The organism is Listeria sp. ILCC796, assembly GCF_900186175.1.
Classification (GTDB): Bacteria; Bacillota; Bacilli; order Lactobacillales; family Listeriaceae; genus Listeria; species Listeria goaensis.
The window spans coordinates 1-18,996 of the sequence record NZ_FYBV01000010.1 but is presented as its reverse complement, the minus strand read 5'-3'; the positions used below and the strand labels follow the sequence as shown (position 1 = coordinate 18,996).

At 42.0% G+C, this 18,996-nt stretch carries 21 protein-coding genes; 10 read left to right on the top strand and 11 right to left on the bottom strand.

Going from position 1 to position 18,996, the window contains the following annotated elements; all coding sequences use genetic code 11:
- Nucleotides 1–214: 214 nt before the first annotated feature.
- The 3 genes from CFS04_RS10425 to CFS04_RS10415 all read left to right on the top strand — a co-directional run bounded on the left by CFS04_RS10425 (nt 215) and on the right by CFS04_RS10415 (nt 2,247).
- Complete coding sequence (locus CFS04_RS10425; RefSeq protein ID WP_088810644.1) at nt 215–520, top strand: PTS sugar transporter subunit IIB; 306 nt, start codon at nt 215–217, stop codon at nt 518–520.
- A gap of 75 nt (nt 521–595) precedes the next feature.
- Entirely contained in the window at nt 596–1,897 is a 1,302-nt protein-coding gene (locus tag CFS04_RS10420) for a PTS sugar transporter subunit IIC (RefSeq protein ID WP_088810643.1), read from the top strand.
- Between the two features lie 38 nt (nt 1,898–1,935).
- Complete coding sequence (locus tag CFS04_RS10415; protein WP_088810642.1) at nt 1,936–2,247, top strand: PTS lactose/cellobiose transporter subunit IIA; 312 nt, start codon at nt 1,936–1,938, stop codon at nt 2,245–2,247.
- A 51-nt stretch (nt 2,248–2,298) separates the two neighbouring features.
- Here CFS04_RS10415 and CFS04_RS10410 read toward each other — a convergent pair whose 3' ends face one another.
- The 9 genes from CFS04_RS10410 to CFS04_RS10370 form a co-directional block, all read right to left on the bottom strand.
- Entirely contained in the window at nt 2,299–2,715 is a 417-nt protein-coding gene (locus tag CFS04_RS10410; protein WP_088810641.1) for a PTS sugar transporter subunit IIA, read from the bottom strand.
- 16 nt (nt 2,716–2,731) lie between these two features.
- Nucleotides 2,732–3,727 (bottom strand): SIS domain-containing protein, encoded by a 996-nt coding sequence (locus CFS04_RS10405; RefSeq protein ID WP_088810640.1) that lies wholly within the window; start codon nt 3,725–3,727, stop codon nt 2,732–2,734.
- A 20-nt stretch (nt 3,728–3,747) separates the two neighbouring features.
- Complete coding sequence (locus CFS04_RS10400; RefSeq protein ID WP_088810639.1) at nt 3,748–4,812, bottom strand: SIS domain-containing protein; 1,065 nt, start codon at nt 4,810–4,812, stop codon at nt 3,748–3,750.
- Nucleotides 4,813–4,825: 13 nt separating this feature from the next.
- Nucleotides 4,826–5,647 (bottom strand): PTS system mannose/fructose/sorbose family transporter subunit IID, encoded by an 822-nt coding sequence (locus CFS04_RS10395; protein ID WP_088810638.1) that lies wholly within the window; start codon nt 5,645–5,647, stop codon nt 4,826–4,828.
- A complete protein-coding gene (locus CFS04_RS10390; RefSeq protein WP_088810637.1) occupies nt 5,628–6,446 on the bottom strand; it encodes a PTS mannose/fructose/sorbose/N-acetylgalactosamine transporter subunit IIC in 819 nt (272 codons plus the stop codon). Before CFS04_RS10390 ends, CFS04_RS10395 begins: the two co-directional genes overlap by 20 nt.
- Before the next feature lie 22 nt (nt 6,447–6,468).
- On the bottom strand, nt 6,469–6,936 hold the full coding sequence (locus CFS04_RS10385) for a PTS system mannose/fructose/N-acetylgalactosamine-transporter subunit IIB (protein WP_088810636.1): 468 nt from the start codon (nt 6,934–6,936) through the stop codon (nt 6,469–6,471).
- A gap of 13 nt (nt 6,937–6,949) precedes the next feature.
- Nucleotides 6,950–7,651, bottom strand: coding sequence for a GntR family transcriptional regulator (locus CFS04_RS10380; RefSeq protein ID WP_088810635.1), 702 nt, complete (start codon nt 7,649–7,651; stop codon nt 6,950–6,952).
- Between the two features lie 2 nt (nt 7,652–7,653).
- Nucleotides 7,654–8,385 carry a GntR family transcriptional regulator gene (locus CFS04_RS10375; RefSeq protein ID WP_088810634.1) on the bottom strand — a complete coding sequence of 244 codons (732 nt, stop codon included), beginning with the start codon at nt 8,383–8,385 and terminating at the stop codon, nt 7,654–7,656.
- 103 nt (nt 8,386–8,488) lie between these two features.
- Nucleotides 8,489–9,448 (bottom strand): helix-turn-helix domain-containing protein, encoded by a 960-nt coding sequence (locus CFS04_RS10370; protein WP_255377368.1) that lies wholly within the window; start codon nt 9,446–9,448, stop codon nt 8,489–8,491.
- A gap of 150 nt (nt 9,449–9,598) precedes the next feature.
- On the opposite strand from CFS04_RS10370, the gene CFS04_RS10365 reads away from it, so the two are divergent.
- From CFS04_RS10365 to fucO, 6 genes are all read left to right on the top strand, one after another.
- On the top strand, nt 9,599–10,906 hold the full coding sequence (locus tag CFS04_RS10365; protein WP_088810632.1) for an MFS transporter: 1,308 nt from the start codon (nt 9,599–9,601) through the stop codon (nt 10,904–10,906).
- Nucleotide 10,907: 1 nt separating this feature from the next.
- Entirely contained in the window at nt 10,908–12,341 is a 1,434-nt protein-coding gene (rhaB, locus tag CFS04_RS10360; RefSeq protein WP_088810631.1) for a rhamnulokinase, read from the top strand.
- Nucleotides 12,334–13,605, top strand: coding sequence for an L-rhamnose isomerase (gene rhaA, locus CFS04_RS10355; protein ID WP_088810630.1), 1,272 nt, complete (start codon nt 12,334–12,336; stop codon nt 13,603–13,605). Before rhaB ends, rhaA begins: the two co-directional genes overlap by 8 nt.
- 11 nt (nt 13,606–13,616) lie before the next feature.
- A complete protein-coding gene (gene rhaD, locus CFS04_RS10350; RefSeq protein WP_088810629.1) occupies nt 13,617–14,450 on the top strand; it encodes a rhamnulose-1-phosphate aldolase in 834 nt (277 codons plus the stop codon).
- 12 nt (nt 14,451–14,462) lie between these two features.
- The gene (rhaM, locus tag CFS04_RS10345) at nt 14,463–14,777 is read left to right on the top strand and encodes an L-rhamnose mutarotase (RefSeq protein WP_088810628.1); all 315 of its coding nucleotides are present in this window, start codon (nt 14,463–14,465) and stop codon (nt 14,775–14,777) included.
- 75 nt (nt 14,778–14,852) lie between these two features.
- A complete protein-coding gene (gene fucO / locus CFS04_RS10340; RefSeq protein ID WP_088810627.1) occupies nt 14,853–16,004 on the top strand; it encodes a lactaldehyde reductase in 1,152 nt (383 codons plus the stop codon).
- 26 nt (nt 16,005–16,030) lie between these two features.
- On the opposite strand, the gene CFS04_RS10335 is transcribed toward fucO, so the two are convergent.
- Together CFS04_RS10335 and CFS04_RS10330 are read right to left on the bottom strand one after the other, a co-directional pair.
- A complete protein-coding gene (locus CFS04_RS10335) occupies nt 16,031–16,351 on the bottom strand; it encodes a nitrous oxide-stimulated promoter family protein (RefSeq protein WP_220387116.1) in 321 nt (106 codons plus the stop codon).
- A 12-nt stretch (nt 16,352–16,363) separates the two neighbouring features.
- On the bottom strand, nt 16,364–16,930 hold the full coding sequence (locus tag CFS04_RS10330) for a TetR/AcrR family transcriptional regulator (protein WP_088810625.1): 567 nt from the start codon (nt 16,928–16,930) through the stop codon (nt 16,364–16,366).
- A 220-nt stretch (nt 16,931–17,150) separates the two neighbouring features.
- Between CFS04_RS10330 and CFS04_RS10325 the strand changes: the two genes are divergently transcribed.
- The gene (locus tag CFS04_RS10325) at nt 17,151–18,641 is read left to right on the top strand and encodes a LysM peptidoglycan-binding domain-containing protein (RefSeq protein ID WP_088810624.1); all 1,491 of its coding nucleotides are present in this window, start codon (nt 17,151–17,153) and stop codon (nt 18,639–18,641) included.
- Nucleotides 18,642–18,996: the final 355 nt, after the last annotated feature.

Genomic DNA, 18,996 nt, shown 5'->3' with positions numbered 1-18,996 from the left:
TTAAGGTATAAAGACGGTGTTAAATCTATTTATTAGGGTATAAAGATTTTGTAAAGGGGGTAGTCTGTGTAAAGTTTACACACATCACACACATTGTGTACACATTTCTACAGAATGAAAACGTTATTATATAGCGGTTTCATAGTTTCAAAAAGTTGGCACGGTTTTTGCATATATTATAACTATAAGAATTCAACCTATAGGAGGGTTTACAATGAAAACGATTATGTTAGTATGCTCCGCTGGTATGTCCACTAGCTTGCTTGTAACTAAAATGGAAAAAGCTGCTGAAGCGGAAGGTATGGAAGCAAAAATCTTTGCTGTTGCTGAAGCGGAAGCTGATAAACACTTAGATGAAATCGATGTTTTACTACTTGGTCCACAAGTTCGTTTCTTAGAAGGAAACATGAAGAAAAAATTAGAGCCAAAAGGTATTCCACTAGGCGTGATTAACAGCATTGACTACGGAATGATGAAAGGCGACAAAGTTTTAGAACAAGCTAAAGAGTTAATGAAATAATTTTGTTAGCAAAGGGGCAACCCTTACTATAAATTAATGGTTCTTTTAAAGGCCACAAAAAAGGAGATTTTTTAAATGAATGGTTTTATTGCATTTATGGAGAAGCACTTCATTCCATACGCAGCTAAAATCGGTGCACAACGTCATTTAGTAGCCGTGCGTGATGGTTTCATCGCGACAATGCCACTAATGATTCTCGGTTCGTTCGCCGTACTAATTAACAACTTACCAATCCCTGGTTATATCCCGATGATGAATAACATTTTTGGGGAAGGAAAATGGCAAGCCTTCGGTGGTAACATTTGGGCTGGTACTTTCGCTATTTTAGGTCTTTTTATTGCTTTTACAGTAGCTTACAACCTTGCCAAATCTTATGACAAAGATGCTTTATCTTCTGGTGTCGTATCTGTAGCTTCTTTCTTTGCAATCGGCGCTGGATTCGTTACCGTTACTGACGGGGCTGGAAGTGTCGCGGGTCTTGGATCTGCTGGTTTATTCTTAGCACTTATTATTTCTTTAATTTCAACTGAAATTTTCACTCGTTTAAGTGGAAACTCAAAACTGATTATCAAAATGCCTGAAGGGGTTCCACCAGCAGTTGCTCGTTCATTTGCTGCATTATTCCCTTCGATGATTACCGTTTCAATTTTCGCTTTAATTACAGCTTTCTTCCAAGCTGCAGGTATTACAGATTTAGTTGGCGAATTCTACAAACTTGTTCAAGAACCATTCATGGGTCTTGCTAACTCGTTGCCAGTTGCTTTACTATTAGCATTTATTTCTTCATTCCTATGGTTCTTTGGTTTGCATGGTGCAAACATCATCGATCCATTTATGCAAACAATTAACGTTCCTGCAATCGAAGCTAACGTAAAAGCTCTAGAAGCAGGCGACAAAATCCCTTATATCGTTAACAAACCTTTCTTCGATTCTTTCGTAAACTTAGGTGGTACAGGGGCGACTCTAGGTCTTATCATTGCGATTTTCCTAGTAGCTCGTAAACATAAAGCTTACATGACAGTATCTAAATTATCTGCTGCACCAGGTGTGTTCATGATTAATGAACCGATGATGTTTGGTTTACCAATTGTGTTAAACCCAATCTTCTTCATTCCTTATATCTTGACACCAATGATTCTTGTAACAATTGCTTACTTTGCAACTGTACTTGGACTTGTTCCAGCTGCAACAGTTATCACACCTTGGACTACTCCGCCAATTATTGGTGGTGCCTTAGCAACACAAAGCTTGTCAGGTGGTATTTTAGCCGCAGTGAACTTAGTTGTCGCTGTTATTATCTACCTTCCATTCGCGAAAATGGCTCAAGTTCAAGAGCTTAAACGTGAAAAAGAGGCTGCTGCTGAGGAAGCAAAATAATTTCAACTTGAACTCTACACTTTAAGGACGTGTTGAACATGAATTCTGAAAATCTAGAACAAACAATTATGGGGCTAATCGTTTTTGGTGGTAATGCTAAAAGCGATGCAATGCTCGCAATTGATGCCGCTAAAAAGGGAGATTTCGATAAAGCTGACGAGCAAATTAAACTTGCCGAAGACGCTTTACTCGAGGCTCATCATTCTCAAACTGCTTTAATCCAAGGTGAAGCTCGTGGTGAAAAAACAGAAGTATCACTACTTCTTGTTCATGCTCAAGACCACTTAATGAACGCTATCACTTTCAAGGATTTAGCAAAAGAAATTGTTGAGTTATATCGTACAAAATAAGGTAAGAAAAGAAGCAAGCCAACTGGCTTGCTTCTTTTTAATTTATCGAACTTAAAAATCATCTTCCATTTGATCGACCGGCGCCACATATTGATAAACACCTTGTTTTCCCGCTTCAATAATTTGATTCGCTAACACGTTTAGCGGTAAGCTCTCTCGGTTTATAAATGCTTCTAGCAGTAGCGGTATATTCACGCCCGTTACAAGTTCTGTCTGACTAAAATTCAGAAGAAGCGTGACTAGCACATTAAAGGGGGTGCCTCCTTTTAAATCAGTGAGGAATAAAACGCCTTCTTCTACATTTAAATTGCTGATTTCCTGCATGATTTTGCTTTGTAGGTTTTCAGGCGTTTCTCCCACTTCGAATGGGACAAAACTGGTATTTTTCTGCGTGCCGCAAATCATTTCCGCTGAGCGAATTAATTCTTCTGCGGCATTCCCGTGCGTGCAAACAAAAATTGCTGTCATTTTCAAAACCGCCTTTTTAATAGTCTAATTGACGATAGTAGCGTCTGATTTCCATTGGATGGCGATTTAAACGCTCGATATGCACATCAATTCGGTTGTTTACAGCATGAATGATGAACGGGGATAAGATGCCTCTGAATTTTTCTGAAATGCCAGGCAAAGCGTAGTCTTTTGCATCGATGATTGTATAGTTGCCGCAAATTTGTGGAATAAAACGGGCGACTCGTTCACTTAATGCGCGCTGGCTATCTTCGGTTACATAAATCGTTACTGGTGTATCACGCTCAACAATTTCGAACATGCCGTGGAAAAATTCATGCGCCTCAATTGATTTCGTTTTAATCCAGTGCTGCTCTTCCCAGTAACACATGGCGTAGGAATACGTTGCGCCCCACTGGTTCCCGGCGCCTACAAAATAATGAATGTCATCGCGATGGTGTTTTTCGGCAAATTCACGCCCAAATGCGTCGGCGGATTTTTCAATTTCAACAATGCCTTTTGCAAAATGTTGATCCATTTCATTATAAAACTCGTCATACTCGGCAAACTCGCCAGCCAAATGCATAAAGCGGTCCCCCACCATGAAGAATTTCAATTGTTCGTTTAGCGGATAGGAAATTAAATGGTCAACAAGCGAAGCTAGTTCCGCATCGGCTTTATCAATGAAACCAAGAACCGTTGCGCCAAGCGCGTTACACTTTTTGACGGCTTGCACAACCTCTTCTGTGCTACCTGTGACCGATGAAACCACAACAAACGTATCTTTCGTCACTCGCTTATTCCCTGTCGTTAGAAACACGGCGGCGTTTTCATAAAAAGTTTCAAGCTCCGTTCTCTCTTTCATGTGCACAACCGCCTGCATAGCTGACGCGTAAGTGCCTCCAATACCTAACCAGCATATGTTACTAAAGCCTCGGTTAAAGACATGATCAATAACCTCATTAATTTGCGGACGTAATTTTAACGCCCCCTCCATATTTTTTAATACTTTTCCTTCGTCAAATTTTAGCATTGCTAGTCCTGCCTTTCTCTTCAAATTTTCGATTTTGTAATTGTGTCAAATTCCGGGAATGCGGATTTTTCCAAATTGATGCCCTTTTCCTGCGACACTTTAAACGCGAGCAGATGAACAGGCACCGTCATAAATAGCGAGGCGAGTAGTTCCTCTGTTTGAATGTCCAGCGCTAAATCTCCACGTTTAGCTTTGTCCCCATTCGCATAAATGGTCTCTACACGCGAAACATGTCCTTGCAAAAACTCCTTCAATTTATCCGCGCGTTCCAAAAGTATCCCTTCCGGTTCCAAGAAAATCACATAATCATCTGCAGATAAACCAATATATGGTCCGTGCATGTATTCTTCTAACTCTTTGCCAAACGCCGTAATTCGAATGGTTTCGGTTACTTTTGTTTCTCCTTCGCGCGCTACACCATACGTGCTTCCGTAGCCAATAAAGAAAATTCGGTTCGCCTTTAACCATTCAGGCGTGCGTTCGTCTACCCATTTGGTCGCTTTCGTGATAAGCGCTGGCAATTTGGTAGCGATTTTTTGCATTTCAGCCAAATCAAATTCATATTGTTCGGTCGTTACTTTTCCAGTTGCTAATGCCATTTCAAGCGCCAGTAAATTCAAGATGAGAATCGTCGCGCTGTAGCCTGCCGTCACATATGGCATTTCTTCAATGCCCATGCCCATTTCAATGACGTGCTCAGCCGCTTTTGCGATTGGACTAGTCACATCACTTGTCACCGTAAAAATTGTACCGCCTCGTTTTTGAATTTCTTCCACAAGATGGATGGTAGAATAACTATGGCCGCCTTGCGAAATCGCCACATATAACGTATTTTTATCCAAATGAAGCATGTAATTTCCAGAAATAGACGGCTCTTCTATATAAACGGGTATACCTAGTTTCGCGCTCATATAAAGTTGTGCCCCGAAAGCCGCATTCGAACTTGATCCTGTAGCAAAAATGACGATGGAATGATACGTTTTATGCTCCATTTGAATGATTTCTGCTAAAATTTGTTTGCGATTTCGCATAATATTTGTATATATTTCTGGTTCTGCATGAATATAATGTTCCATATTTTTCATTTTTTCACCCGCTTTATTTTAATAATCCTGTAAAGGCTCCTAAAATTCCAATTCCTGCGATTAAAAGGAGTATCCAATGCGCTTTAAGTCCTTTTTTATCTAGCCAAAAGATGAAGAAAGTGAAGCCAAGCGCTAGAATCCCTGGAACAATGCCATCAAAAATACTTTGAATACTGACGGCTTCTTTTCCCGTACCGAATTTAAACGGCATATTTATGCTTACCATGGTGGCTACCATCGCGCCAACAACACCTAACCCAATAATGGACGCGCCATAAGATAATTTATCCATTAAACCTGTCTTTTGGATTTTCTCAATAAAGTTAGCTCCAATATTATAGCCGACAAACAAACCGTAATAACGAGTCAGAATAGCCGGAATATTGAAAATAAGAAGGAACAGAATGGGGCCTAAAATATTTCCCTGCAGGGCAAGTGAAGTCCCGATTCCCGTTGCAATAACGCGTAATGTTCCCCAAAAGAACGAGTCGCCAATTCCGCTTAATGGGCCCATGAGCGCCACTTTAATATTATTAATGGAGTCTGTGTCAAAATCTTTTTCTTTGGCAGCTTGTTCCTCCATCGCGATTGAAATCCCTAGCGGAAATGTAGAGAGCCACGGTGTGACGTTATAAAACTCTAAATGCCTTTGATAAGAAGCGATTTTTTGATCTTTGTCATTTTTAAAAATCTTATTTAGTGCTGGTAACATTGAAAATCCGTAACCGAGATTTGATTGCCGCTCATAGTTCCACGACCATTCCATTGTGAATGAGCGCCAGAAAACTTTCATCAAATCTTTTTTAGTAAGTACATCAGAATTCTTCATCTTCATAGTTAATCCCCCCATCATTTGCAAGAGCTGGTTTTGTCTGGTCATTTTTTGGCGAATTATCATTTTTGAGTGTCGCATAGCCAGTTAAAATTAGCGCTAAACAAGCGGCAAAAATCGCAACACCAGTAACAGGTACTTTTAAGTAAACGGCTAAAGCAAAACCGAAAACAAAGAATACCGCATTCTTTTTATTAATCATTAGTTTAAGTAGTAACGCGAAACCGTAAGCGGGAAGAAGTCCTGTCGCAATCCCTAGACCCGTAATAACAAATTGCGGAATAGCATCAAGAACTGTTTGAATAACAGGGCTCCCGACAAGGTAAGAAACCGCGACGATAATCCCTATCGGCAAGTTAATGGATAAGAAGCCTCCCAGAAGCTGCATTCGACTTATCCCACTGGAATTCCCCTCCAAAGCATAGCGGTCAGCTTTATGCACAAAATAAGGTAGAACAAAGATAAAACAGAGATTTTTTACGACTAAAACAAGGGAAGCGATTGGAATCCCCAGCGCTAATGCTACCGCTGTGCTTTCCCCAGTCGCTATCGCAAAAGCAGTTCCTAAGATGCTGCCTGAAATAATCTCCGGCGGAATCGACGCACCGATGGAAAAGGAACCAACAAACGCTAATTCTAAAGTGGCTCCCATAATGATGCCCATCTGAACATCCCCCATAATAAGACCTGCGAGCGTACATGTTACAAGTGGCCTTGATAGCATGGATGAACCAAGTAAGTATTCTCCATTTGCAAGCATTGCAACCAGTGCCAACAAAATTGCTGTTACAATATTTTCCATAATTTAGCCCTTCTTTCTAAGTTTATGCCTCAAAAGTGACTTTCTTTTCGTTCGGTACTTGTTGGATAAAAATGTCAATATTCCGTTTTTTCAAATCGTTCAAGCGCTCAACTTCGTTCGCCGTCAGATTTACCGCCTTAGAAAAATTGGTCGTGCCTTCTCGCTGCTTCGTTCCACCTAAATTCAACATTGGAATTTTGCCATTTGTGCCTTCGATTAGTTTGTAAGCGTCTTCAACCGATTCCACTACAATGAGCAAGTTATACTTGTCTGTGACTCCGGAATTAATAGCTTGGACACTCTCTTCTATACTCTTCATTACTAACTTCGCCGCTTCAGGTTTAGCCAAACGAATGGCAGATTTTCGAAAATCATCTGCGGCAACGCTATCATTGGCGACCAATATCGTGTTTACGTCTAGTGCATTAAACCAGGATACCGCTACTTGTCCATGAAGCAAGCGGTGATCCACTCGTAGAAATTGAATCATTTTTTCTTCCTCCTTAGTTAAAATCGACTACATATTTGGTTGACTGGGCATCTTCATAACGATTTTGAATGGCAATGGGCACTCCGTTTTCTGCAAAAAACAGGCTACTTAATTTGAATACGGGGGCATTTTCTTGCACATGCATTGATTTTATTTGCTCATTACCGGCTAAAATAAGTTGAAGTTCCTGCTCAAGCTCAAACAATTTATATTTACCTGAATTGACAAGCTCTATGACATTAATAATTTGAAAATCATTCGCTTGTAAATCAGGATATAAACGCATTGGTAAAACAAGTATGTCTAGCGTTGTTGCGCGCTCATTTTTTTGAGTAAATTTAATGTAATAAATAAGCTCATTTTCCTTAACGCCTAATTTTGCCGCATAAAACTTCCCTGCTTTACGCACATAAAAGTCTTTTATTTCCTTTTTCGAGTCCTCATTGGTGTTATTTTTCATAACACCTGTCATCTCTAGAATGTTTTGCGCGGTTAATTTTGGCTGCACATAAAGTCCGACACCATTTTTTCGCATAACAAGCCCTTCATTTACAAGTAAATCCACCGCGCGGCGAATCGTAGTTCGGCTACTCGAAAAAATGTCCTGCAATTCCGTTTCATTTGGCATTAGCATTCCCGCTTTATATTCATCGCGATTAATTTTTTCTTTTATTTCTTGCGCGATTTTCTCAAAAAGTGGCTGTTTTACGCCCATCTTCACTCATCCTCCAAGTAATCAAAAATATGTTTCGCGTTGATTTTATATTTAATTTGATTACCAATAAGATACTGTTTACTATATTCCACTGGCTCATCATTTTGGTCGAACGCCTTACTCACAACCTCGAAAAGCGGCGTTTCAAGCGGGACTTTCAAGCTATCTGAAAGCTCCTCGTCCGCCGACACAAAGCGCAACTCTTCTCGCCCGTAGGTTGGCCGCGTTTTAAATTCCTTTTCTAAAACATGGTAGAGCGATCTATTGTTAAAATCGATTGCCGCAATACCCGCAAATCGCCGAATGTCTACGTACGATATTTCGAAAGAGAACGGCCTTCCAGAAACCTCCCGCAAACGAATTAATTTGAAAACCGGCTGATTTAAATCGAGTCCAAGAAATTGGTTGACTTCAGGAACCCCGTTCGCTACTTCATTTGAAACCACTGTAATGATTTGCTCACCGGGGAGCTGGCTACTCATTGAATTCATTTTCAAAATATTAATGGTTTGTTTCGTGTTGATGACCATGCCTTTGCGATTTCTTTTTTGCACGATGGCCTCTTTTTCAAGCGTATCAAGCGTCCGCCTGAGCGTTGTCCGGCTTACGCCTAGCTCTGTTTCAAGCGCGCGTTCCGATGGCATATCGATTTCACCACTAGCTGTTTTTTCTTGCACAAGAAACCGCAACTGCTCCTCGCTTTGAATAGCCGGCGATATGTCTTTGTACTCCATGGCGACACCTCCTAAAAAGATACAGCTAAATATATTTTTAATACCAACTTCATTGTAATCGCTTGCATTTTATTTGTCAATAGCTTTTCAAAAAAAGAAAGTATCACGGAGATACTTTCTTTTTTCGCCTTTCTAACGGGAGCGCTTCATATTTTGTTTTGTAGAGCGAGTAAAAATGCGTTTTGTTTTGGAAGCCGACTTGTTCGATAATAGCGTTAATGGGGATGTTCGTTGTTTCGATTAATAAATTGGCGGCGAAAATTTTTTGTTTGTTGACCAGTTCGGTGAATGTTTGGCCCGTTTTCTTTTTAATGACATTGCTTAAATAATTTTTATTGTAGCCGAGCGTATCAGCAGCTGTTGTAAGCGTTATATCACGGTATTCTTTTTCAATTAAGTGTAGCGTATTAAGCGCTACGTTGTCCGTTTCCGAGTGCAAACTGCGCACCTCATCCGACAAGTAAGTATCACATTTTCGGACGAGCTCAGTAAATAAAATCGGCAAGTATAGTGTGATAATTTTGGTTGAAAATTCTTCATCACGAAAATATTCGGTTATAATTTGATCTAAAATTTGCTGGATGTGCGGGATATTGGCGCTTTTGAAGATAATATATTTTTTCATACGGTTGCCAGAAACGCTGGAGTTTAACAAAAAATCATACACGAGACTGTTTTTCTTCTTTATTCCGGTCAGCCACTCTAGGTTAATATTTTTATCCCGAAAAAGAATGTTGATCAAAATATCCTCCTCGCCCATCGCTCCGATTGAGTGATGACAACCACTGTCGAGTAGCAGAAGTTCCCCTTTGTTTAAAACTTCGGGTTTTCCTTCAATCGTTTGATGACACTGTCCGCGGAGCATATAATTGAGCTCTAAAAATTGATGAGAGTGGTTCGGATAATCGGCAAAGCGGTTATGTTTACTGATGTAAATGTCTTTATTTCGAAAAAAGTATTCATTTAGCAAATTCATATTGCCATCTTTTTCAGAAAACGATTTTTTCGGGTAATCCATGATGAAATCGCCTGTTTCTTTTTGAACCTTTTCTTTACTGTTCATGCGGTATAACCTTGATTTAATGACCTCATCCACGATGCTCACCACCTGTATATTTGATACTATTATTATAATCCTACGTTATTGTAAACGCAATCATTCAAGAATATATTATAAGTAAGCGCTTAACAAAAATACGTAGGAGGGTTAATTATGAGTACAGTTGCAAAGGAGAGCAAAAAAGGAACCATCGCGGTATCCTTAACAAATTACTTAGACTCAGGTTGTATTGTTGCAGGTGCAAGTGGCTTAACTTTATGGGCCAGCGAATTTGGTTTAGATAGTTTTGCTGTAGGATTACTAGGTGCGGTGAGTGCGAATGCGTTTGGTTCTGCTTTTGGAGCGTTAATTGGCGGTCATTTGGCCGATAAATATGGTCGGAAATTCATTTACACATACAATATGCTGGTTTACATTTTAGGTGTTGCAATCATTATGTTTGCGATGAACTTTACGATGTTATTGCTTGGATTTTTAGTTACTGGATTGTCTGTTGGGGCAGGCGTTCCCGCTTCGTGGACGTATATTTCTGAAATGGCGAACCCGAAAATTAGAGCTAGAAATATCGGCATTTCACAATTTGCTTGGTCATGTGGCCCAGCGATTATCTTTACACTTGGCATTTTAGTTTCGCCACTTGGGCTTTTTGGAAACCGCTTACTATTTTTATCACTACTTATTGTAGCTATTGTAGCTTGGTCGCTGCAACGCCGTTTAGATGAATCGAAAGACTGGGAAGCCGAGCAAGCGAAATTAAAAGCGGCGGGCACAAAACAGTCGCATCCATTCAAACACGCTTTTTCAAATATGATAAACATTAAATCGATTTTATTTTTAGTTGGCGTTTACATGTTTTGGAACTTGGTTGCTGGTGCAATGGGCTTTTTCATGCCGTTTGTTTATGAAACAGTTGGCGGACTTACAAATACGCAAGCAAACTTACTTCAAGCTGTTTTATGGATTCTAACAGCCGCAGCTACTTATTTCGGATTTGCCAAATTTGGCGACCGTGTCAGTCACAGATGGTTATTTTTCGTCGGAGCCGCAATGGCTGTTGCCTCATGGGTTGTACTTACTTATGTTGGCATGTCTTGGGTTGGTCTTTGGACGTTCGTTATCCTTTGGGGGATTTCAGCAGGCATCGGGGCGCAAGCTTTTTATGCACTTTGGTCAACCGAACTCTTCCCGACGCAGTACCGCGGCGGAGTCCAAGGCATTATGTTCTTTATCGTTCGCGGAAGCGCCGGCATTTGGTCGATTATTTTCCCAGTTATTCTCACCAACCTTGGTTTCACTGTAGCAGGAACTATCATGATTGTTTTACTCGCTATTTCGCTATTCATTGGCGTCATTTGGACACCAAATACTCGCGGGCGGACACTTGATGATATCACGGAGGAACGTTACGGCGCTTTAAACAAAAAAGAAGTGAAAGCAACTCTTGCAAAGGAAAGTGATTGATGTGAAACACTATGTAGCAGTTGATATTGGGGCATCGAGCGGGCGACTTATTTTGGGAGAAATCGCGCAAGATAAACTCGTTTTACGGGAGGTGCACAGATTTAAAAATGGTTTTACGTTCCGAGATGGCCATGACCGGTGGGAAATCGACCAATTGATTCGCGAAATTTTCGCCGGGCTTACGAAATTAAAACAAGAAGGCATCGCAGAGTGTAGCCTTGGCATTGACACGTGGGGCGTCGACTATGTTTTGATTTCAGAGGAAGGGCAGAAACTGGCCGATCCGATTAGTTATCGCGACAAACGGACCGAGGATAAAATGACCGAAATGACCGCGCTTTACCCAAAAGACTTTATTTACAAAAAAACCGGGATTCAGTTTTTGGAATTAAATACACTCTACCAATTGTACGCGGAGGACAAAAACCAAATTAAGAAGGCAGACAAAATTTTGCTCATCCCTGATTATATTGGCTACGTATTAACGGGTAAAATGGTCGCTGAAACGACGAATTCGTCTACAACACAAATGCTTAATTTGCGGGAACAATTGTTTGACGCTGAGCTTCTCGCCCACTTAAATATCGACCCGAACAAGTTTGCCAAATTGACGGATGCGGGAACGACGCTTGGCGAATTGCTTCCAAAATGGTACGACGAATTCGACATTCCAACTTGCGAGGTCATTACAGTGGCGACGCATGATACCGCTTCAGCAGTCGTTGGAACGCCGCTTACTGGTAGTAATTCCGCCTTTTTAAGTAGTGGAACATGGTCACTCCTTGGCACGGAATTATCTGCGCCCATTACAAGCGACCGCGCCTTTCAGGAAAATTATACAAATGAATGGGGCGCATACGGGACGTATCGCTTTTTGAAAAATATTATGGGTCTTTGGATTGTGCAGGAAATTGCTCGTCAGGCGGGGCATTCGATTTCGTTTGCGGAGATGGCTGAGGAAGCAAATCGTTATCCGTATTTTACGAGCGTTATTGATGTGAACGACGCCCGTTTTAACAATCCGGAAAATATGATTGTAGAAATTCAAAATTATTGTCGGGAAAATGGGCAGCCGGTGCCGGAGTCAATTGGGGAGCTGACAAACTGTGTTTATTCGAGCCTCGCCATTTGTTACCGGGACGCACTAAAGACGCTAGCTGAAATTACCGGCGAACAAGTTCAGTCGCTCCACATTGTTGGCGGAGGCAGTAATGTTGCCATTTTGAACCAATTGACAGCTGATCTTGCGGGCATTCCCGTTTACGCTGGACCAAGCGAGGCGACGGCCACCGGGAACTTATGCGTGCAAATGATAACAAAAGGCGTCTTAAAAAATATGTCTCACGCAAGAAACATCGTTCGTTCTTCTTTTCATATAAAAAAATATGTTCCAAAAACGAGCGATTTAATTTTAGGAGGGAAAATCAATGAGTGAAGTAGAAAAACGTTATGAGAGCGCAAAAAGCCGTTATGCGGCGATTGGTGTAGATACGGAGGCGGCTCTTCGGAAGCTGCAAGAAATCAAAATCTCGATGCACTGCTGGCAAGGCGACGATGTGAAAGGGTTTTTAAATCCTGGCGGCGAACTGACTGGCGGCATTATGGCAACGGGCAACTACCCTGGTGTGGCGACAACGCCGAATGAGCTCCGCGCTGATTTAGAGAAGGCTTTTTCGTTAATTCCCGGGAAACATAAAGTGAATTTGCACGCGATGTACGTGGATACGGATGAAAAAGTGGATTTAGATGAGATTGAGCCAAAACATTTTGAAGGTTGGGTGAACTGGGCGAAGGAACACGGGCTTGGACTCGACTTCAATCCGACTTTCTTTTCGCATCCGATGTTTAAAGACAATTATACGCTTGCTTCTCCTGATCAAACGGTTCGCGATTTTTGGATTGAGCACGGGAAACGTTCACGGAAAATCTCGGAATATTTCGGGCGCGAATTAGGGCAAACGAGCATTAACAATTTCTGGGTTCCAGATGGTATGAAAGACAATCCAATTGACCGTCTGACACCTCGGAAACGCCTAATGGAGGCACTTGATGAAGTTTTTGCGGAAAAATTGGATGAAAATTTCACGCAAGAATCAGTGGAAAGCAAACTTTTCGGTTTGGGCGCTGAAGCGTATACAGTTGGCTCTCATGAGTTTTATATGGGGTACGGTTTAACACGTGATAAATTAATTTGTTTAGATGCTGGGCACTTCCATCCAACCGAAGTCATTTCAAATAAACTTTCCTCCTTAGCTTTATTCAGCAAAGGGGTTATGCTCCATGTAAGCCGGCCAGTGCGCTGGGATAGCGATCATGTTGTGCTCATGGACGATGAGCTTGTCGAGATTGGCCGTGAGCTTGTGCGTAATGACTTATTGCCGATTACAAATATCGGGCTCGATTTCTTTGATGCGACGATTAACCGTGTCGCTGCCTGGGTTGTCGGCGTTCGCAACACCCAAAAAGCACTTTTAAAAGCACTCCTTGAACCGACCGCTGATTTGAAAAAAATGGAGCTTGCAAACGACTTTACATCGCGTTTAGTTTTCACAGAGGAACTAAAAGACTTTCCTTACGGGGATGTATGGAATTATTTCTGCGAGCAAAACGGCGTTCCAGTTGGGCTTAACTGGCTTACGGACGTGCGTGATTACGAAGAAAGTACGCTGTTAAAACGAAACGCAATTTTAGAACGATAGGAGTCTTAAAAATGGTGAATCAAATAGTAAACAAAATTGAAACTGCCCCTTTTGTAGAAGAAATGGTCGAAACGGCAAGCAATTTGTACCGCCTAGGCTGGGATGAACGAAACGGCGGAAATATTAGTTACTTGCTTTTCGAGGAAGAAATCGCGCCTTATTTGGATGCTAGCAAAACTGTCCGCAACATTCCAATGGATTTTGATGGCAGTGCTCTAATCGGCAAATATTTTTTAGTAACGGGATCAGGCAAATATTTCAAAAATGTGCGAAAAGCGCCTAGCGAAAATATTGGTATTATCCGCGTTGCAAATGACGGGAGAAGCGTAGACCTCCTTTGGGGACTTGAAAACGGAGCTGTGCCAACAAGCGAACTTCCTTCTCATTTTATGAGCCATATCGCGCGCCTCGCTGTCAACCCAAATAATCGCGTTGTCATGCACTGTCACGCGACGCATCTTTTGGCGATGACTTTCACGCACAATTTAGATGAACGCCTCTTCACCAGAACACTTTGGCAAATGTGTACAGAATGTCTGGTCGTCTTTCCAGATGGTGTTGGCATCATTCCTTGGCTTATCCCGGGGACGAACGAAATTGGCACGGCGACTTCGGAAAAGATGAAGGAAACTCGCCTCGTCGTTTGGCCGCATCACGGTATTTACGGGGCCGGCGAAACGATGGACGAAACATTCGGTCTAATTGAAACCGCAGAAAAAGCCGCGCAAGTTTACACGATTGTCCGCGCACAAGGCGACGTTTTACAAACGATTACCGATGAACAATTGCACTTGCTCGGCGAACGCTTTGGCGTCACCCCAAAAGCCGGTTATTTGAACATATAAGGAGGAATCCACATGGAACGCATTGCACAACTCATGTATTTGTACCCAGACAAGCAAGAGGAATACAAAAAACGCCACGACGAGCTTTGGCCTGAGCTTGAAGCCGCATTAAAAGCGCACGGGGCAAGTAATTACTCCATTTTTTTGGACAAAAACACCGACATTTTATTTGCGTATCTGGAGGTCAGTGATCTTTCGCGGTACAACAAAATCGCGGACACTGAAATTTGCAAAAAATGGTGGGCATACATGGCGCAGATAATGAAAACAAATGAGGATAACAGTCCTGTCACAAAAGATTTACGTGAAGTATTTTATTTAGCCTAGCGAGTTACGGGTCGCCAGTTGCGGCCCTTTCGCGCATTGTTTTTTGTGATATTTCGAACAAAGGAGAGGATTTTTATGGTAAACCGCATGATTTTAAATGAAACTTCGTATTTTGGGAAAGGTGCGATTTATAAAATTGCGGATGAGGTTCAAAAACGTGGATTTCAAAAAGGCTTTTTGGTGACGGATAGCGGCCTAGTTGATGCGGGCGTGGCCAAACGCATAACGGACATTCTGGATGAACACCAATTGCCGTATACGGTTTTTGATGGCATCACGCCAAACCCTAATTTAGCGGTCGTAAACGCCGGCGTCGCTGCCCTAAAAGCGTCTGGCGCTGACTACATTTTGGCGCTCGGGGGAGGTTCCCCAATTGACGCGGCCAAAGCACTTGGCATCATTTACGCAAATCCAGAACACGCGGGCATTTTAAGCCTAGAGGGAGAACCTGGAACTAAAAACCCGAGCTTGCCAATTTTGGCTGTCCCGACAACATCAGGAACTGCTGCCGAGGTGACGATTAACTATGTGATTACTGACGAGGCCAACAACCGCAAATTTGTTTGCGTCGACCCGCACGATATCCCTGTATGCTCTTTTATTGACAGCGACATGATGATGGGCATGCCGAAAGCGCTTTGTGCCGCAACAGGAATGGACGCTTTAACCCACGCCATCGAAGGTTTTATTACAAAAGGGGCTTGGGAGCTAACCGACACCTTGCACTTAAAAGCCATCGAAATAATTAGTCACGCCCTTCCTGCTTCTGTAGACGGTGATTCAGCTGCACGCGAAAAAATGGCGCTCGGTCAATATATGGCTGGAATGGGCTTCTCAAACGTGGGGCTTGGCCTCGTTCATGGCATGGCTCACCCACTAAGCGCTTGGTATAACGTACCTCACGGAGTTGCCTGCGCCGCACTTCTTCCGATTGTGATGGACTACAACAAAGACTTTACGGGGGAAAAATATCGAGAAATTGCCCGTGTCATGGACATTCCAAATGTTGAAGCTTCCCCAATTGAAGAGGTTCGCATAAAAGCCGTAGAAGCCGTGAAATCACTCGGCAAACAAGTTGGCATCCCACAAAACATCACCGAACTCGGCGTTCTAGAAACTGATTTAGAAGCCATTGCAAAAGATGCCCTTAAAGATGTCTGCACTGGCGGAAATCCGCGTGAAACTAGTTTAGAGGACATTTTATCACTTTATAAAGCGATGTTATAAAAAACGCCAGGTCTCCCTGGCGTTTTTTAACTCCTCATATTCTTAATTACATGGCGAACAGCCCAAATTGGGTGGTGAAACAGCATTCTCGGACCTGAAAAGCGCATAACTTGCTTGATTTTATCGCGATAGTCGGCGCGGTAGCAATGAACACTACACTTCTCACACGTGCCTTTCTCTTCACCAAAACGGCAAAAATCCAAACGTTTCATCGCATAATTTTGCAAGTCTTGACAAGTATCGCATAAGCACGGCGTATGATGGTTTTTCTTGCAATATAGCTCAATCATTGCCGTAACCGTCTGACGTTCACGCGCGATTTTCGGTCCATTGTTCACTATTCTCATTCCCATTCGCCTCTATTTCATTAATTTATCCAAAACATTTGTTAAAAGTTCCGCATTAATCGTAATTTTAGGCGGTCTCGCATAAATCGTATCATTGACCCGCTCAACCATCGTTAATAAGATCACACTGTTTAAAACAAGGGAAATTGTTTCCGATTGTTCCGATTTCTCTTTTTCGCGCATGAATTGCTTAATTTTCTCCCCAACTTTTAGATATAAATATTCAATTATGGTCGGATTGATGAATTTCATGTCCTTACTGCCCATTTCTTTCACCGAAATAACCATAAACGCTTGGTATTTATCATAAAGAGCGAGAATAAATTCACTGGCCTCTTTTAAAAAGCTGTGACTGTCTTCAAAATCGCGCTCAAAAAAGCGATTGATTTCCTCTTGCATCATCTCAAATTGGAATTCAAGAGTCATATGAATCAAATTTTCTTTGCTTTTAAATTTTTTAAAAATGGTCGCCTCATTAATTCCCGCCGCTTCAGCGAGTTGGCGCGTAGTGGAACCTTTAATGCCATTTTGAGCAAGCATTTTAAGCGTTGCCTCCATAATTGACTCTTTCGTAATCACTTGTTTTCTCCTTCCTTGCACACAAAGCAAGTACTTACTTAACAAAAGTATAGCAGAGGATGAAATGTTGTTCAAGAGGTGTCCTCTTTTGACTAATAGTCTGCAGAATCACAGAACTGTAATCTGTTTGAAATAGCAACTGAAAGGGAAAAATGGGATAATGATAACTAAATTAGTGTACCTAGCCCGGGAAGATTTCCCTCAAAAGGAGTGACCATGTTTGAACAAAACAAGAAAAGAGAGGATTTTAGCTGCCCGCAAAAACGGACAGTTAAATAAAAAGAAAAGCGCTCTACAAACAGGAGCGAAAGTTGCAAGCTTTACAGCTATCGCGAGTACAGCTTTAGTCCCTGCGTTTTCAACTGTAGTGAGTGCAGATGAAGTCGCAAACAACAGTCAAAACGATAAGACACCTGCGAAAACATTAGAAAATCAGCGTGCCGCTACCGGAGGAAAAGAAACGGTTTCCGTTAAACCACTCGTAAGTTATTCTTCAGGCGCAACGTTTAGTAACTTTCAAAAAACGACACTAAAAAGCACAGCTTCGGTTCAAAGTTTTATCAATCAGATTAGTTTAAGTGCTTCCCAAATTGCTACTGCAAATGACTTGTATGCTTCCGTCATGATTGCACAAGCGATTCTAGAAAGCGCCTACGGAACAAGCGCCCTCGGTTCAGCGCCAAATTACAATTTATTCGGCATAAAAGGCACATACAACGGACAATCCGTTTTAAAACAAACGTTAGAAGATGACGGCAATGGCAATTATTATCCTATTAACGCTCATTTCCGCAAATATCCGTCATACCACGAATCTTTGCAGGACTATGCGCGCGTCATCCGAAACGGTCCGTCATGGAACCCGAACTACTATGCCGGCGCTTGGAAAAGCAACACATCATCTTATCTCGGCGCCACCCAAGCACTGACCGGAACATACGCAACCGACACAAGCTACTCCGTCAAACTAAACAACCTGATCAAAACTTATAACTTAACTCAGTACGACACACCCGGAAGCGGAACAGGTTCAGGAAACATCGTCGGCAGTACTTATTATACTGTGAAAAAAGGCGACACCTTGTGGAGCATAGCTACGCGCCACGGATTGTCTGTCTCGAATTTAAAATCATTAAACAACTTAAAGAGCAACACCATTCACATCGGGCAAAAACTCGTCATAAAACAAGGCACACCTAGTGGTAGCAGCAATACATCGGCCACGACATACAAAGTAGTTTCTGGCGACACGCTTTGGCGAATTGCTACAAAATACAAAACGACACCCGCCAATCTTAAAGCTTGGAACGGCCTAAAATCCGATACCATTCGTGTCGGACAAGTTTTAAAAGTGAGCGCAGGTAGTACAAATACCGGCGGAAGCGGAAGTTCAACCACTGCCACGTACACCGTTAAAAAAGGTGACACACTTTGGAAAATCGCAACAGCCAACAAAACGACTGTCGCAAATATTAAGTCTTGGAATAAACTACCGTCAGACGCCATACGAGTTGGGCAAAAGCTCATCGTTTCAAAATCCGCTAACACACCGTCTAGTTCAAAACCAAGTACAGCAAGCTACACCGTAAAAAAAGGTGACACGTTATGGGGTGTTGCCTCAAAGAACAAAACTTCCGTCACCAAATTGAAGTCCCTCAACAAACTAACAAGCAACACGATTTATGTTGGGCAGAAATTGAAATTGAAATAAAAAAAGGAGTTGCGGCATCTTGCAACTCCCAAAAGTTAGACTTCTGTAGAGTGGCTTTTCCCACTCTACTTTTTCATGTGGTAGATTGCTTCCTTTAGCAAACTTTGCCAACCAATTTGTCTGGTTCGTCTTGTTGTTTCATCGGCAACATAATCCACATCACCTGTTCCAACTAGATATTCTTGTACAATCGTTAACTTTAATTCTCTCAGGAGTTCTTCGCTACCCCTTCTATACGTCGATGCTCCCGCGTTTTAGTTGGGCGATCAATGTGCCTAAATTGGCCACCACTTTATCCGCCTGTTTGTCCAGTGCGAGAACCGCCGCCGCTTTGTTATCACTTAACTGATACTTA

Coding starts and splice junctions, on each gene's coding strand:
- CFS04_RS10425 (WP_088810644.1), top strand. CDS start 215: ATGAAAACGATTATGTTAGTATGCTCCGCTGGTATGTCCACTAGCTTG.
- CFS04_RS10420 (WP_088810643.1), top strand. CDS start 596: ATGAATGGTTTTATTGCATTTATGGAGAAGCACTTCATTCCATACGCA.
- CFS04_RS10415 (WP_088810642.1), top strand. CDS start 1,936: ATGAATTCTGAAAATCTAGAACAAACAATTATGGGGCTAATCGTTTTT.
- CFS04_RS10410 (WP_088810641.1), bottom strand. CDS start 2,715: ATGACAGCAATTTTTGTTTGCACGCACGGGAATGCCGCAGAAGAATTA.
- CFS04_RS10405 (WP_088810640.1), bottom strand. CDS start 3,727: ATGCTAAAATTTGACGAAGGAAAAGTATTAAAAAATATGGAGGGGGCG.
- CFS04_RS10400 (WP_088810639.1), bottom strand. CDS start 4,812: ATGAAAAATATGGAACATTATATTCATGCAGAACCAGAAATATATACA.
- CFS04_RS10395 (WP_088810638.1), bottom strand. CDS start 5,647: ATGAAGATGAAGAATTCTGATGTACTTACTAAAAAAGATTTGATGAAA.
- CFS04_RS10390 (WP_088810637.1), bottom strand. CDS start 6,446: ATGGAAAATATTGTAACAGCAATTTTGTTGGCACTGGTTGCAATGCTT.
- CFS04_RS10385 (WP_088810636.1), bottom strand. CDS start 6,936: ATGATTCAATTTCTACGAGTGGATCACCGCTTGCTTCATGGACAAGTA.
- CFS04_RS10380 (WP_088810635.1), bottom strand. CDS start 7,651: ATGGGCGTAAAACAGCCACTTTTTGAGAAAATCGCGCAAGAAATAAAA.
- CFS04_RS10375 (WP_088810634.1), bottom strand. CDS start 8,385: ATGGAGTACAAAGACATATCGCCGGCTATTCAAAGCGAGGAGCAGTTG.
- CFS04_RS10370 (WP_255377368.1), bottom strand. CDS start 9,448: ATGAACAGTAAAGAAAAGGTTCAAAAAGAAACAGGCGATTTCATCATG.
- CFS04_RS10365 (WP_088810632.1), top strand. CDS start 9,599: ATGAGTACAGTTGCAAAGGAGAGCAAAAAAGGAACCATCGCGGTATCC.
- rhaA (WP_088810630.1), top strand. CDS start 12,334: ATGAGTGAAGTAGAAAAACGTTATGAGAGCGCAAAAAGCCGTTATGCG.
- rhaD (WP_088810629.1), top strand. CDS start 13,617: ATGGTGAATCAAATAGTAAACAAAATTGAAACTGCCCCTTTTGTAGAA.
- rhaM (WP_088810628.1), top strand. CDS start 14,463: ATGGAACGCATTGCACAACTCATGTATTTGTACCCAGACAAGCAAGAG.
- fucO (WP_088810627.1), top strand. CDS start 14,853: ATGGTAAACCGCATGATTTTAAATGAAACTTCGTATTTTGGGAAAGGT.
- CFS04_RS10335 (WP_220387116.1), bottom strand. CDS start 16,351: ATGAGAATAGTGAACAATGGACCGAAAATCGCGCGTGAACGTCAGACG.